Genomic DNA, 14004 nt, shown 5'->3' on the forward strand with positions numbered 1-14004 from the left:
CCGAGGAGATAGCAATGGCCTACGATTTTGACCTTTATGTGATTGGTGCCGGTTCCGGCGGTGTACGTGCAGCGCGCTTCGCCGCCGGTTTCGGTGCGAAAGTGGCGGTGGCCGAGAGCCGTTACCTGGGCGGCACCTGCGTCAACGTCGGCTGCGTGCCGAAGAAACTGCTGGTGTACGGCGCGCATTTCGCCGAGGACTTCGAACAGTCGTCCGGTTTCGGCTGGAGTCTGGGCGAAGCGAATTTCGACTGGGCGACCCTGATTGCCAACAAGGATCGCGAGATCAATCGCCTCAACGGCATTTATCGCAACTTGCTGGTCAACAGTGGCGTGACCCTGCACGAGGCCCACGCGAAGATCGTCGGCCCGCACGAGGTCGAGGTCAACGGTGAGCGCTTTACTGCGAAAAACATTCTGATCGCCACCGGTGGCTGGCCGCAGATTCCGGAAATTCCGGGGCACGAACACGCGATCAGCTCCAATCAGGCGTTCTTCCTCAAAGAGCTGCCGAAACGGGTGCTGGTGGTCGGTGGTGGTTACATCGCGGTCGAGTTCGCCGGGATTTTCCATGGCCTGGGCGCGAACACCACGCTGCTGTATCGCGGTGATCTGTTCCTGCGTGGTTTCGATGGCTCGGTGCGCAAGCATCTGCAGGAAGAATTGACCAAGCGCGGCATGGATCTGCAGTTCAACGCCGACATCGCGCGCATCGACAAACAGCCTGACGGCAGCCTCAAGGCAACCCTCAAGGATGGCCGCGTGCTGGAAGCCGACTGCGTGTTCTACGCCACAGGCCGGCGTCCGATGCTGGACAACCTGGGGCTGGAAAACACCGATGTGCAGCTCACCGACAAGGGCTTCATCAAGGTCGACGAGCAATACCAGACCAGCGAACCGTCGATTCTGGCACTGGGTGATGTGATCGGTCGGGTGCAACTGACGCCAGTGGCACTGGCCGAAGGCATGGCGGTGGCGCGGCGCTTGTTCAAGCCTGAGCAATATCGTCCGGTGGATTACAAGATGATCCCGACGGCAGTGTTCAGTCTGCCGAACATCGGCACTGTCGGCCTGACTGAAGAGGAAGCGCGGGAGGCGGGTCACGAGGTGGTGATTTACGAGAGCCGCTTCCGCCCGATGAAGCTGACGCTGACCGAATGCCAGGAGAAAACCCTGATGAAGCTGGTGGTCGACGGCAAGACCGACAAAGTCCTCGGTTGCCACATGGTCGGCCCGGACGCGGGAGAGATCGTCCAAGGCTTGGCGATCGCGCTCAAGGCTGGCGCGACCAAGCGTGACTTCGACGACACGATCGGGGTGCACCCGACGGCCGCCGAAGAGTTCGTCACCCTGCGTACGCCGGTCGGCGCTTAAGCGTCCTTCGCTTTGGCTGTGTCTGGCGCTGCCGCCACGGTAGCCGCCAGACGCAGGCTGTCCTCGAGGCTGGCCTGAGTCTTGGTCAACTCCTTTTCCAGTGACTGATTGAGCTGCCGCTGTTCGTCGGCATCCTGTTTCAGCGTCTGACTTTCCAGCAGGGCCACGCGCAGGCGTTCCTGGAGGAGGGTGCGTTCGTTGTCGACGCGAGTGGCTTGCTCCAGCAACTGATCCTGACGCTGGTTGCTGTGCTTGAGCTGATCCTGCATCAGGCTCAGCTCGCGCTGAGTGCCACGGTTTTCCGTGAGCAGGCGTTCGTTGTCGCGATGCAACTGAGTGATCTCGTCCTGACGCACCAGTGCACTTTGTTGCGCCTGGCGCAATTCCATCTGCAACTGCTGCAGCTGTCCTTCGTGACGGGCCTGTTCCTGCTCGCGCTGCTCTTTGGTGGCGTTGCGGTAATGCTCAAGCGCATCGCGAGCGTGCAGATGTTTCTCTTCCAGCGAGCGGATCTGCTCGTCCTTGTCCTGCAGGCGCAACTCGAAATCGGCCAGCGCCTGATTGAGTCCGGCGTTGCGGGTTTGCTCGGTCTGCAGCATCGAACGGGTTTCTTTCAGCGCCTCGGATTCCTTGACCAGCGCCGCGCCTTGAATGTCGTGCTGTTGTTCCAGTTGCACAAGTGCCTGGCGCACCTGCTTGAGTTCCGCTTCCAGGGTTTCGCGCTGCTCTTCGAACTGCTCGCGCGCTTGTTCGATCGGCTCTTGCGCCTGTTCTTTCAGGCGCTGGGCGAGACGCGAGACCAGTGCGGTCAGTTCGTCATTAATCGGTTCCGCGGACGCTTCGACCGGTTGGCTGCCGTCATCCAGCTCTTTCAGATAGCGATGGATCGTGGTTTTCGAACCGGTGTTGCCCAGTTCGATGCGTACTGCATCGATGCTGGGGTGTTCGCCTCGGGCCAGAATCGCTGAGCGCGCGATCTGCACCACTGCTTTGTTAACGCCACCACGGGCCATTTTAACTCCTACCATTACGTACTGTGGTACATGCCACCAAAGTAAGCAGTGTACCACGCTGAAAATAAAGTTAAATGCTTGATTAATCACAGGCGGGATATACTGGTATTACCCAATGTCAGGTGCTTAAATGGCTTTTCCGAGTCCTGAATCAGTACGCCAGCGAGAACACTGCCCATGAGCGACATCGATCGCTATCTGCAAGCCGCCACCCGTGACAACACCCGCCGCAGCTATCGCTCGGCGATCGAGCATTTCGAAGTGAAGTGGGGCGGCTTCCTGCCGGCAACCGCCGACAGCGTGGCACGGTATCTGGTCGAGCATGCCGGGGTGCTGTCGATCAACACGCTGAAACTGCGCCTGTCAGCGCTGGCGCAGTGGCACAACAGTCAGGGTTTTGCCGATCCGACCAAGGCGCCGGTGGTGCGCAAAGTGTTCAAAGGCATTCGCGCACTGCATCCGGCGCAGGAAAAACAGGCCGAACCGTTGCAACTGCACGATCTGCAACAAGTGGTCGACTGGCTGGAGCAGGAAGCCAGCAACGCCAGAAAAAATCAGGATCGCCCGCAACTGCTCAAGGCCTATCGCGATCGGGCGCTGATCTTGCTGGGCTTCTGGCGTGGCTTTCGCAGCGATGAGCTTTGTCGTCTGCAGATCGAGCATGTGCAGGCGCACGCCGGCAGCGGCATCACCCTGTATTTGCCACGCAGCAAGGGCGATCGCGACAACCTCGGGCAGACGTATCAGGCGCCAGCGCTGCTCAAGCTGTGTCCGGTGCAGGCTTATATCGACTGGATCACCGAGGCAGCGCTGGTGCGCGGCCCGGTGTTTCGCGGCGTTGACCGCTGGGGCCATCTGAGCGAGGAGGGCTTGCACGCCAACAGCATCATTCCGCTGCTGCGTCAGGCACTGGAGCGCGCCGGCATCCCGGCCGAGCGTTACACCAGCCATTCCCTGCGCCGCGGCTTTGCCACGTGGGCGCATCAAAGCGGCTGGGATCTGAAATCGCTGATGAGTTACGTCGGCTGGAAGGATATGAAGTCAGCCATGCGCTATGTTGAAGCCAGCCCCTTTCACGGGATGGCTCGGATTACGGATAAACCGGCTTCGTCGTAGATATGGTTTTCTTCTATTAATACAGTCTGCTAATAGCGAAAACAAATCAGCAGCATCAGGTTTGCCAATGAGCCATCCGTCGAGTGAGTGGGTAGGATTCACCCATCGAATTCACAACCCTGACGGAGAGTCATCAATGCCTATCATCAACAGCCAAGTAAAACCGTTCAAAGCTACCGCGTTCAAAAACGGCGACTTCGTACAAGTCTCGGACGCTGACCTGAAAGGCAAATGGTCCGTAGTGTTCTTCTACCCAGCCGACTTCACCTTCGTGTGCCCAACCGAGCTGGAAGACCTGGCCGACAACTACGCTGCGTTCCAGAAACTGGGCGTTGAAATCTACAGCGTTTCGACCGACACCCACTTTGCTCACGCTGCCTGGCACAACACCTCGCCAGCCATCGGCAAAATCGAATACACCATGATCGGCGACCCGACCCACGTCATCTCCCGCAACTTCGACGTGCTGATCGAAGAAGCTGGTCTGGCTGACCGTGGCACCTTCGTGATCAACCCTGAAGGCCAGATCAAAATCGTTGAACTGAACGATGGCGGCGTTGGCCGTGACGCTTCCGAGCTGCTGCGCAAGATCAAGGCTGCTCAGTACGTTGCTGCTCACCCAGGCGAAGTTTGCCCAGCCAAGTGGAAAGAAGGCGAGGCTACTCTGGCTCCGTCCCTGGACCTGGTCGGCAAGATCTGAGTCTGTGAGACACGCAACACAGGGCGGGACTCCGCACCTACTTCAGTAAGCTGCACCGCCCATTGAAAAAGCCCGGGCGAGATTCGCTCGGGCTTTTTTTCGCCTTGAATAAAGACACAGGAGATCGCCCGTATGTTGGACGCCAATCTTAAAGCCCAGTTGAAATCGTACCTGGAACGGGTTACCCAGCCGATCGAGATCGTTGCTTCCCTCGACGACGGTGCGAAATCCCGGGAAATGCTTGACCTGCTGAAAGACGTTGCCAGTCTTTCGAGCCAAATTACTCTGATCGACAGCGGCACCGATGCCCGCAAGCCGTCGTTCTCGATCAATCGCCCGGGTGCCGACATCAGCCTGCGTTTCGCCGGCATCCCGATGGGCCATGAATTCACATCGTTGGTGCTGGCCCTGTTGCAAGTCGGCGGCCACCCATCGAAAGCCAGTGCCGAAGTGATCGAACAGATCCGCTCGCTCAAAGGTGAGTTCAGCTTCGAAACCTACTTCTCGCTGTCGTGCCAGAACTGCCCGGACGTGGTCCAGGCGCTGAACCTGATGGCCGTGCTGAATCCGAACATCCGTCACGTTGCCATTGACGGCGCGCTGTTCCAGGACGAAGTCAACGATCGCAAGATCATGGCCGTACCGAGCATCTACCTCAACGGTGAAAACTTCGGTCAGGGTCGCATGGGCCTGGAAGAAATCCTCGCCAAACTCGACACCGGCGCCATCGAGCGTCAGGCCGAGAAAATCAGCGCGAAAGAAGCTTTTGACGTGCTGGTGGTCGGCGGTGGCCCGGCCGGTGCTTCGGCTGCGATTTATGCGGCACGTAAGGGCATCCGCACCGGTGTTGCGGCTGAGCGCTTCGGCGGTCAGGTGCTGGACACCATGGCCATCGAAAACTTCATTTCCGTGCAGGAAACCGAAGGCCCGAAACTGGCCACGGCGCTGGAAGAACACGTCAAGCAGTACGACGTCGACATCATGAACCTGCAACGCGCCGACAAGCTGATTCCCGGCAAAAGCGGCGAGCTGCACGAAGTCCACTTTGCCAGTGGTGCAACCCTGAAAGCCAAGAGCGTGATCCTGGCAACCGGTGCGCGCTGGCGTGAAATGAACGTGCCGGGTGAGCAGGAATACCGTAACAAGGGCGTGGCGTACTGCCCGCACTGCGACGGCCCGCTGTTCAAAGGCAAGCGTGTGGCGGTGATCGGCGGCGGTAACTCCGGCGTCGAAGCGGCCATCGACCTGGCCGGTATCGTGTCCCACGTGACGCTGCTGGAGTTCGACGGGCAACTGCGTGCCGACGCGGTACTGCAACGTAAACTGCACAGCCTGCCAAACGTCACCGTGATCACCAGTGCGCAAACCACTGAAGTCACTGGCAATGGCGAGAAGGTCAACGGCCTGCGCTACAAGGATCGCAATAGTGACGAACTGCGTAGCGTCGAGCTGGAAGGGATTTTCGTACAGATCGGTCTGCTGCCGAACACCGACTGGCTCAAAGGCACCATCGAGCTGTCGCCGCGTGGTGAAATCATCGTCGACAACCGTGGCGAGACGTCGATCCCGGGGATCTTTGCGGCCGGTGACGTGACCACTGTGCCGTACAAACAGATCGTGATTGCAGTGGGCGAGGGCGCCAAGGCTTCCCTCAGCGCGTTCGATCACTTGATTCGTACTTCGGCGCCGGCGTAAACGTCAGCCGCTGAAATGAAAAAAACCCATGAGCGATCATGGGTTTTTTTATGCCTGACACAATCCAATTGTAGGAGTGAGCCTGCTCGCGATGGCGGCTGCACATTCAAAACATCATGGCCTGACACACCGCTATCGCGAGCAGGCTCACTCCTACAGGAGAAATTTGTGGACAGTTACAGCGGCGCAGGCTGAATGATTTCAACCCAGTAGCCATCCGGGTCCTTGATGAACGCCAGGCTTTTCATGCGGCCATCAGTCAGGCGCTTCTGGAAATCACAGCCCAGTTCTTCAAAACGTGCGCACGCGGCAACGATGTCCGGCACCGAGATGCAGATATGACCGAACCCGCGCGGGTCGGTATTGCCGTTGTGGTAGGCGAAGTCGGCGTCGTTTTCGGTGCCGTGATTGTGGGTCAGTTCCAGAATGCCGGGAATCGACTTCATCCACTCGGTGCGAGCAGCGGCGTCGGCCGGGATCTGTGCCTTGTCGACCAGCGCGAGGAAGTACAGGCTGAATTCGGCTTCCGGGAAATCACGCTTCTCGACCAGCGAGAAACCCAGGACGCGGGTGTAGAAGTCCAGCGATTTGGTGATGTCCTTCACACGCAGCATGGTGTGGTTGAAGACGAAGTTGCGGGTTGCGCTGTCTGGAGTGGCGGTGACGCCAGGGAAAGTGTTCAGTTCGTGCAGGCTCATAGGCCCTCCGTAACAATGGGGCGAGTGAATGGGCGCAATGATACGCATGCGGGGCGACATCGCCAAACCGAATGCGCGGCTTGCTCTGTGGGCTGCCGGGCCTCAGACTTTGCTGCTCAATCTGCGAGTGCCTCTGGTAATGATCCGACCGTTCAAAGCGCTGTTCGTTTGCCTTTTCTCATCGCTGCTTGCCGTTCCGGCGCTGGCGGATCAGCCCAGTATCACCTGGCCTGCAGGCTGGGAAGTGGAGGCGCTGCCTGATCAAGCCCCTCAGGTTTCGCGCCAGCGCGCGGTGAAAAACGATGCTGACGGCAATCAGGTGATGGTGATGGAGTTGACCATGAGCCAGGTTGAGGCAGGACATCAGGTCAATGTGCAGGGTGTCCTGCTGGAAATGCGCAAGTCTATTCAGAAAGACTTCTTCCAGGGCGGCTACCAAAGTGTTTGCAACAAGGTGCACCCGGCGACGCTCGGCTCTTTGGCTGCGCTGGAAACCACCTGTACGATCACTGAAAACGGCCGACATGTGTTGTCGCAAACATTGGTCGCTGCGGCCTCGGCGGGTAAGGCTTATGTACTTTCCTGCGCGGGCCGGGCGGAGGTTTATAAGGCCAGCACTGACGAAATAGAAGCAGTGAGAAACAGCTTGAAACTTTAAGTAGCTGTTCGCTCTCTGGCAGGATTAGATACCCGAAGGAATTAAGCACAAAGTTTAGCAGCGGTTACAGCTGCAACATCCCGGCGCAAATTGTTTGGCCTCACGTCTTGTGGGTGCTAAAGCGAATTGATAACTAGCGCGGGGGGAAATCGTTGCTTTTGTTAGATATTGTCGAAAAAAAAGCCCTGCGTACAGCAGGGCTTGTTTATTGACGCAAGATTAACCGCGCAACCAGGAATCGACGGTGGCAGCACCGTACTGTTCCTTCCAGGCTTTCAGGCCGCGGTGGTTGCCGCCCTTGGTTTCGATCAGTTCACCGGTGTGCGGGTTGTGATAGACCTTGACCACGCGAGCGCGGCGGGTTTTCGGTGCGGCGGATACTTGCAGGCCGGACTTGGACGGGTTCGGATCGAGGATGGCGATGATATCTTTCAGGCCTTTGCCATAGGTTTTCATCAGCCCCTGGAGCTTTTCTTCGAATTCGATTTCTTTCTTGAGCCCGGCATCGTTCTTCAGCGATTCCAACTGCTTGAGCTGTTCCTGAAGGGCCTTTTCAGCTGCACGAAATTCAGCGAGTCTGGACAATATCTTTACTCCAATAGTGTGTTTGGCTGATACCAACCGCAAACAAAGCTATAAGCCAAGAGCCTTGAAGCGACTCGGTGATAATGGCTCACCTGCCAATCTTGCACAGGCTGAAAAAATTGTAGTAGTTAATGCGCCAAGAGTAAATCCTGATCTTGTCGTCATGTAACAACAGTGGTTTTTTGTATCAATTTGGTGCGTCCGGTCGCAGCGCCGGGCTTAATTTATTTTTAGTTAATGGTGACTTAATGCATCGATGAAGTCGGCGCCGGGCATGGGTTTTCCGAACAGATAGCCCTGCAGGAAGTTGACGTGGTGTGCGGTCAGATAGTCAGCCTGTGCCGGAGTTTCTACACCTTCGGCAACAATACCCAGATCGAGCTTGGCCGAGAGTTCGATAATCGTGTCCAGAATATGCCGCGACAGCGCATCAATGCCGATCATCGCGACGAAACTCTGGTCGATCTTGAGAAAATCGACATTGAATGTCCGCAGGTAGCCCAGGCTTGAATGGCCGGTACCGAAGTCGTCGATGGCGATCATCACCCCCAGCGTGTGCAACTGCTCGAACAACTGGTGCGTGATATCGGTTGGCTCAATCAGCTCGCGCTCGGTCAGCTCCAGCACCAGGTTGATACTGCCGGGGGCAAATACGGCGAGAAACTTGCGACAGTCTTCGACCAGTTGCAGATCCTGGCAGTGGCTGGCGGTGATGTTGATGCCGATGTGGAACGGTTTGTCGAAGTCCGCCGACAATGGACCGAGCAGGGCGGCAGTCTGCTGCATCAGCGAACGGGTCATGGGCACGATCAGGCCTGAATGTTCGGCAAACGGAATGAACAGGTCCGGACGCACCAGACCTTCCTTGGGGTGATTCCAGCGCATCAGCACTTCAGCACCGGACCATTTCCGGCTGTCGCCATGCACCACCGGCTGGAAGTAGGGAATGAATTCGCCAGCCTCCAGCGCGCGCAGCATTTCATGGCTGGGTGAGGTGGCGCGCCGTTGCAGGACGTGGGCGATAGCGCCCGCAATCACCCCGAAAAACATCAGCAGGCTGAACAGCGGCGGGTATTCGCCGGCCATGTAGCGCCACGTTTGTCCCTGCGGGAAGCCTGCACTGACACTGAAGGCATAGCGCGAAGACGCGAGCATGCTTTGCGCCACCGGCAATGGCGGCAGGGCGCCTTGATGCACCTTGCCATCGACGGACAGCCAGTTATCGCCGACTTGCAGCAACAGCAGCGTCTGCCGGCCGATTAGTCGCAGGATGTTGCTCAGGTGATAACCATCGAGGGTGGTCAGCGCGCCACCACGACCTTCGCTGAGCCGATACACCAGCAGCGCGGTGTTGGGCGTGACGGGGTTGCCATTCATCAACCACAGTTTGCCCTGCGCATAGTCGCCCGGGTTCACGGCCTCCTTGAACTCCCCGAACAGCGAGCTGCAATAGAGGTTGTTGTCCCACACCAGATTGGTCGAGCGCACAAAAGGTCGACGCGTCACCTGTTCACGCAAGGCCAGTTTCACGCTGTCGCAGGGCTGACCGGCCAATGGCAACAATTCACTGGCGGCCTGGGCGGTGTTGTCGAGCATCAGTTCAAACTGGCGCAACGCCTCCTCGGCAGTATTTTGTGTGCTCTGTTGCAAGGCGCGTCCGGCTTGCAGATACAGAATCCCGCCGCCTAGCAGGACGGGCAAAACACCACAAAGCAGGCTCACAAAAATGCGTACGCTGCGTTTGCGGCGGGGTCTGACGGTCAAGGGCATTGGCGCATCCTGTCGCGATGGGGTGGAACTCTCGAATGCAGGCCTGGCAACGGCGCACCGGTGAAAAACAGCGAAGTCAGAAGGGATGATAGATGGCCGTTGGCGCTTGTGCCGCTCACGGCTGGTTGATCTGCGTGGCGAGTTCGATAAATGCCCGCGTGGCGGGCGAAGCCTGACGCTGATCGAGGACTGCGAGGCCGATCAGGCGTTGTACCGCCGGCAACAGCGGTTTCTTCAGGTAACGCGGCGCTGGATCGTCCGGCAATGAGCCCTCGGCGACAACGGTGATGGCATCGCCCCGGCTGACGACGTCCAGCGTACTGAGCAATTGCGAGCAGCGGTAGCGAATGTTCGGTTGCAGGCGCGCGGCAGTGAACAGACGTGAAACCAGCTCCGATGACCCGGCCTCGGTCAGCACAAAGGGGGCGGCACTCAAATCCTGGAGGCTCAGCGCCGCACGTGCGGCCAATGGGTGATCGAGCGGGAGCAGGGCAACCATCTGGTCTTCGACCAGAGCAAAAGTGTCGAAGCGCTCCTCGGGCAGCACCACAAAACCGACGTCGATTCGCCGCTCCTCCAGCCACTGCAGCACCTGCCGGTCCGGTCCCTCATCAATGTGCACTTCAATGCCCGGATGCACTTCGCGATAGCGCTGCAGAATCTTCGGCAGCAACTTGATCGATGACGTCGGGCCGAATGAGCCGATACGCAACGTGCCGGTTTTCATGCCTCGCGCATCGGCCGCTTCCTGGCGCAGGGTGTTGGCCAGACCGAGCATGGCCCTTGCGCGCTGCAGCAGTTGCTCGCCGATATCGGTGAGCTCCACCTGCGACTGGTGCCGCCGCAACAACTCCACGCCCAACTCCTGTTCCAGCGATTTCATCGCGTGAGATATCGCCGACTGCGAAATCCCCAGACGATGGGCAGCGAGGGTAAATCCGCGCAGTTCGGCGACCAGCGAGAAGATCTCTAGTTGCGTGAGGGTCATGAGTGTTTGCTCATTTTACGATGAGAGGGCATGAGGGGAATGATACGCCATCCTTCAACTTCTTTCGTTTGGAACGTCATGCGCAACCTTGAGCAACCCCACATAACGGCCTCCGACCGGCCGGTATACCTGACGCTGGCAGGGGTGACCATGATTTGGGGCGGGACCTTTGTCGCCGGGCGTTTTCTGGCGGGCAGCCTCAGCCCGTTGTTCACCGCCAGCCTGCGCTTCCTGCTCGCCAGCGTCGCGTTGCTCGGGTTTCTGTGGATAGCGCGTATCCCGCTGGCGCGACCGACGCCCCGGCAATGGCTGCAACTGAGTTTGCTGGGGCTCTTCGGGATTTTCTTCTACAACCTGTGCTTCTTTTATGGTCTGCGGTACATCAACGCTTCACGAGCTTCGTTGATTGTCGCGTTGAACCCGGCGGTGATCGGTCTGGCCTCGTGGTTGTTGTTCAAAGAGCGCCTGGGTCGGGCGAAAGTCGCCGGTATCGCGATCTGCATCGCGGGCGCCGGCCTGGTGATTGTCAGCCGTAACCCGCAATTACTTGCCGTGACACCCGATGCGTGGATCGGTGATCTGTTGATTTTTGGCTGCGTGTTGAGCTGGGGTGTTTACTCGCTGTTTTCCCGGGGGCTGAACCAATCCATCGGCCCGCTGCAGACCGTGACGTTTTCCGTGTTGATCGGCAGCGGGATGCTGTGGGCGCTGGCAACGTTGCGTGGCGAGGTCAGCGGAGCAGCCTTGATCAACCTCGGCACGCCACAATGGCTGAGCCTGATTTACCTCGGCGTGTTCGGCTCGGCGCTGGCTTACATCGGCTACTACGATGGCATCCGCAAAATCGGCGCGACCCGATCCGGCGTGTTCATTGCCCTGAATCCGCTGACCGCGGTGGTGCTCGGCGCGTTGCTGCTCGGTGAGCAACTGACGCTGAGCATGTGCCTGGGCGGCGGGTTGGTGCTGGTGGGGATTTACCTGTGCAACAAACCCCTTGCACCGATGCGAAAAAGGCGGATTTTATAGAGAGGGCAGACAACCCTATTTACGCTGTGTAGAATCCGGTTACGCATACAATAATAAACGTCTTCTGGCAGCAGAAGCCTCGCCCGCAAGAGCCTTGGGTCGACAATGAAGATATTCGGGTTTCAACTGATCTACGGTGACTTCCTCGCCCGCAGTGTGCGAGGCATCTCCTGCGCACCTCCCGCCGGTCTCAGCATTACTGACAAATAACTCTGGTTAATTGATAAGAATGATGAGGCGTCACCATGACCGATTTATACGAAAACCCAATGGGCCTGATGGGCTTTGAGTTCATCGAGTTCGCATCGCCGACTCCTGGCACCCTGGAGCCGATCTTCGAGATCATGGGCTTCACCAAAGTCGCGACCCACCGTTCCAAGAACGTGCACCTGTATCGCCAGGGCGCGATCAATCTGATCCTCAACAACGAACCCAACAGCGTCGCCTCGTACTTCGCCGCCGAGCATGGCCCGTCGGTGTGCGGCATGGCGTTCCGCGTCAAGGATTCGCAGAAGGCCTACAACCGTGCCCTGGAACTCGGCGCCCAGCCGATCCACATCGAAACCGGCCCGATGGAGCTGAACCTGCCAGCGATCAAGGGCATCGGCGGTGCGCCGCTGTACCTGATCGACCGTTTCGGCGAAGGCAGCTCGATCTACGACATCGACTTCGTGTTCATCGAAGGCGTTGACCGCAACCCGGTCGGTGCCGGCCTGAAGATCATCGACCACCTGACCCACAACGTATACCGCGGCCGCATGGCCTACTGGGCCAACTTCTACGAGAAGCTGTTCAACTTCCGCGAGATCCGTTACTTCGACATCAAGGGCGAATACACCGGCCTGACCTCGAAAGCGATGACCGCACCGGACGGCATGATCCGCATCCCGCTGAACGAAGAGTCGTCCAAGGGCGCCGGGCAGATCGAAGAGTTCCTGATGCAGTTCAACGGCGAAGGCATCCAGCACGTGGCGTTCCTCACCGACGACCTGATCAAGACCTGGGATCAGTTGAAGAAGATCGGCATGCGCTTCATGACCGCGCCGCCGGACACCTACTACGAAATGCTCGAAGGCCGTCTGCCGAACCACGGCGAGCCGGTTGATCAACTGCAATCGCGTGGCATTCTGCTCGACGGCTCGTCGAACCCGGACGACAAGCGCCTGCTGCTGCAGATCTTCTCGGAAACCCTGATGGGCCCGGTGTTCTTCGAATTCATCCAGCGTAAAGGTGATGATGGTTTCGGCGAGGGCAACTTCAAGGCCCTGTTCGAATCGATCGAGCGTGATCAGGTGCGTCGTGGTGTGCTCGCGACTGAGTAATCCGCCACCAGAATGAAAAATCCCGGCTTGCAGTCATGCACAGCCGGGATTTTTTTGCGTCAGCAAAATTGTGGGAGCGGGCTTGCTCGCGAATTCGGTCTTTGGTTCAAGATCTTTGTTGACTGAACTGGCGCTTTCGCGAGCAAGCCCGCTCCCACAGTTGTTTTGTGGTGCGATTAAGGGCGGCGTTGCCGCATCAGGTGCTTGAAGCCTTCGAAGACCAACACCACCACCGCCAGCCAGATCGGAATGTACGTCAGCCACTCACCCGCCTTGATGCTTTCACCGAGCAACAGCGCCACGCCGAGCAGCAATACCGGCTCGACATAGCTGAGCAGACCAAACAGGCTGAACGGCAGCAAGCGGCTGGCAATGATGTACACCACCAGCGCCGAAGCACTGATCAGACCGAGCAGCGGAATCAGCCAGAGCAAGCCCGGGTACTGATCGAACACGCCAAAGCCTTGCTCACCGCCGCGCACGAACCAGTAGGCCACCGGCAGCATCAAGGTCATGTCGACCCACAGACCGCCCAGGTTATCGGTCTTCAGGCGTTTGCGCAGCACGAAATACAGCGGATACCCGACCACGACCACCAGGGTCGCCCAGGAAAATCCGCCGACCCGATACAGCTCGTTGGCCACGCCCAGAACGGCAAAAAACACCGCGATTTTCTGCAGGTACGACAGGCTGTCGCCGTACACGATGCGTCCGGTCAATACCATCGCCAGCGGCAGCAGGAAATAACCCAGCGACACGTCGAGGCTGTAGCCGTTGAGCGGCGCCCACATGAACAGCCACAACTGCACGCCGAGCAATGCCGCCGAAACGATCAGGCCGCCGATCAGCTTTGGAGTGCCGGCCACTCGGCGCAGCAACTCCAGCACTCGCCGCCATTCACCCGACACCAACATGAACACGGTCATGCACGGCACGGTCAGCAGCATCCGCCAGCCAAAGATTTCCACGCCGCTCAATGGGGTGAGCAGCGAGGTGTAGTAATACATGACGGCAAACAGCACCGAGGCTGAAACCGATAGAGCGATACCTTTAGACAAAC

13 protein-coding genes are annotated in these 14004 nt (G+C 58.5%); 7 read left to right on the forward strand and 6 right to left on the reverse strand.

Annotated features, from left to right (window positions below; translation table 11 throughout):
- The first annotated feature begins 14 nt into the window (after positions 1-14).
- Entirely contained in the window at positions 15-1373 is a 1359-nt protein-coding gene (gene gorA, locus AC1RBR_RS12860) for a glutathione-disulfide reductase (RefSeq protein WP_115989849.1), read from the forward strand.
- On the opposite strand, the gene AC1RBR_RS12865 is transcribed toward gorA, so the two are convergent.
- A complete protein-coding gene (locus AC1RBR_RS12865) occupies positions 1370-2386 on the reverse strand; it encodes a DNA-binding protein (RefSeq protein WP_492564755.1) in 1017 nt (338 codons plus the stop codon). The genes gorA and AC1RBR_RS12865 overlap by 4 nt on opposite strands.
- 177 nt (positions 2387-2563) lie before the next feature.
- Between AC1RBR_RS12865 and AC1RBR_RS12870 the strand changes: the two genes are divergently transcribed.
- The 3 genes from AC1RBR_RS12870 (at position 2564) to ahpF (ending at position 5897) form a co-directional block, all read left to right on the forward strand.
- Positions 2564-3502 (forward strand): site-specific integrase, encoded by a 939-nt coding sequence (locus tag AC1RBR_RS12870; RefSeq protein WP_253151395.1) that lies wholly within the window; start codon positions 2564-2566, stop codon positions 3500-3502.
- Positions 3503-3638: 136 nt separating this feature from the next.
- On the forward strand, positions 3639-4202 hold the full coding sequence (gene ahpC / locus AC1RBR_RS12875; protein ID WP_003224621.1) for an alkyl hydroperoxide reductase subunit C: 564 nt from the start codon (positions 3639-3641) through the stop codon (positions 4200-4202).
- Positions 4203-4334: 132 nt separating this feature from the next.
- Positions 4335-5897: an alkyl hydroperoxide reductase subunit F gene (ahpF, locus tag AC1RBR_RS12880; protein WP_492564757.1), complete on the forward strand. Its 1563-nt coding sequence runs from the start codon at positions 4335-4337 to the stop codon at positions 5895-5897.
- Between the two features lie 176 nt (positions 5898-6073).
- Here the strand turns inward: ahpF and gloA are convergent, their stop codons facing one another.
- Positions 6074-6595, reverse strand: coding sequence for a lactoylglutathione lyase (gloA, locus tag AC1RBR_RS12885; RefSeq protein ID WP_007963339.1), 522 nt, complete (start codon positions 6593-6595; stop codon positions 6074-6076).
- A 139-nt stretch (positions 6596-6734) separates the two neighbouring features.
- Here gloA and AC1RBR_RS12890 point away from each other — a divergent pair, with 139 nt between their 5' ends.
- Complete coding sequence (locus AC1RBR_RS12890; protein ID WP_492567235.1) at positions 6735-7253, forward strand: DUF4946 domain-containing protein; 519 nt, start codon at positions 6735-6737, stop codon at positions 7251-7253.
- 219 nt (positions 7254-7472) lie between these two features.
- On the opposite strand, the gene AC1RBR_RS12895 is transcribed toward AC1RBR_RS12890, so the two are convergent.
- The 3 genes from AC1RBR_RS12895 to AC1RBR_RS12905 all read right to left on the reverse strand — a co-directional run bounded on the left by AC1RBR_RS12895 (position 7473) and on the right by AC1RBR_RS12905 (position 10596).
- Positions 7473-7838 carry a histone-like nucleoid-structuring protein, MvaT/MvaU family gene (locus AC1RBR_RS12895; protein ID WP_095135678.1) on the reverse strand — a complete coding sequence of 122 codons (366 nt, stop codon included), beginning with the start codon at positions 7836-7838 and terminating at the stop codon, positions 7473-7475.
- Positions 7839-8072: 234 nt separating this feature from the next.
- A complete protein-coding gene (locus AC1RBR_RS12900) occupies positions 8073-9608 on the reverse strand; it encodes an EAL domain-containing protein (RefSeq protein WP_204894711.1) in 1536 nt (511 codons plus the stop codon).
- Between the two features lie 115 nt (positions 9609-9723).
- The gene (locus tag AC1RBR_RS12905) at positions 9724-10596 is read right to left on the reverse strand and encodes a LysR family transcriptional regulator (RefSeq protein ID WP_103368984.1); all 873 of its coding nucleotides are present in this window, start codon (positions 10594-10596) and stop codon (positions 9724-9726) included.
- Positions 10597-10674: 78 nt separating this feature from the next.
- Here AC1RBR_RS12905 and AC1RBR_RS12910 point away from each other — a divergent pair, with 78 nt between their 5' ends.
- Positions 10675-11622, forward strand: a complete 948-nt coding sequence (locus AC1RBR_RS12910) for a DMT family transporter (protein ID WP_492564760.1) — start codon at positions 10675-10677, stop codon at positions 11620-11622.
- A gap of 245 nt (positions 11623-11867) precedes the next feature.
- Positions 11868-12944: a 4-hydroxyphenylpyruvate dioxygenase gene (hppD, locus tag AC1RBR_RS12915; RefSeq protein ID WP_047602293.1), complete on the forward strand. Its 1077-nt coding sequence runs from the start codon at positions 11868-11870 to the stop codon at positions 12942-12944.
- A gap of 176 nt (positions 12945-13120) precedes the next feature.
- Here hppD and rarD read toward each other — a convergent pair whose 3' ends face one another.
- Entirely contained in the window at positions 13121-14002 is an 882-nt protein-coding gene (gene rarD, locus AC1RBR_RS12920; RefSeq protein WP_492564762.1) for an EamA family transporter RarD, read from the reverse strand.
- Positions 14003-14004 lie beyond the last annotated feature (2 nt).

The sequence above is a fragment of the Pseudomonas sp. GW823-FHT01D03 genome, assembly GCF_058798255.1.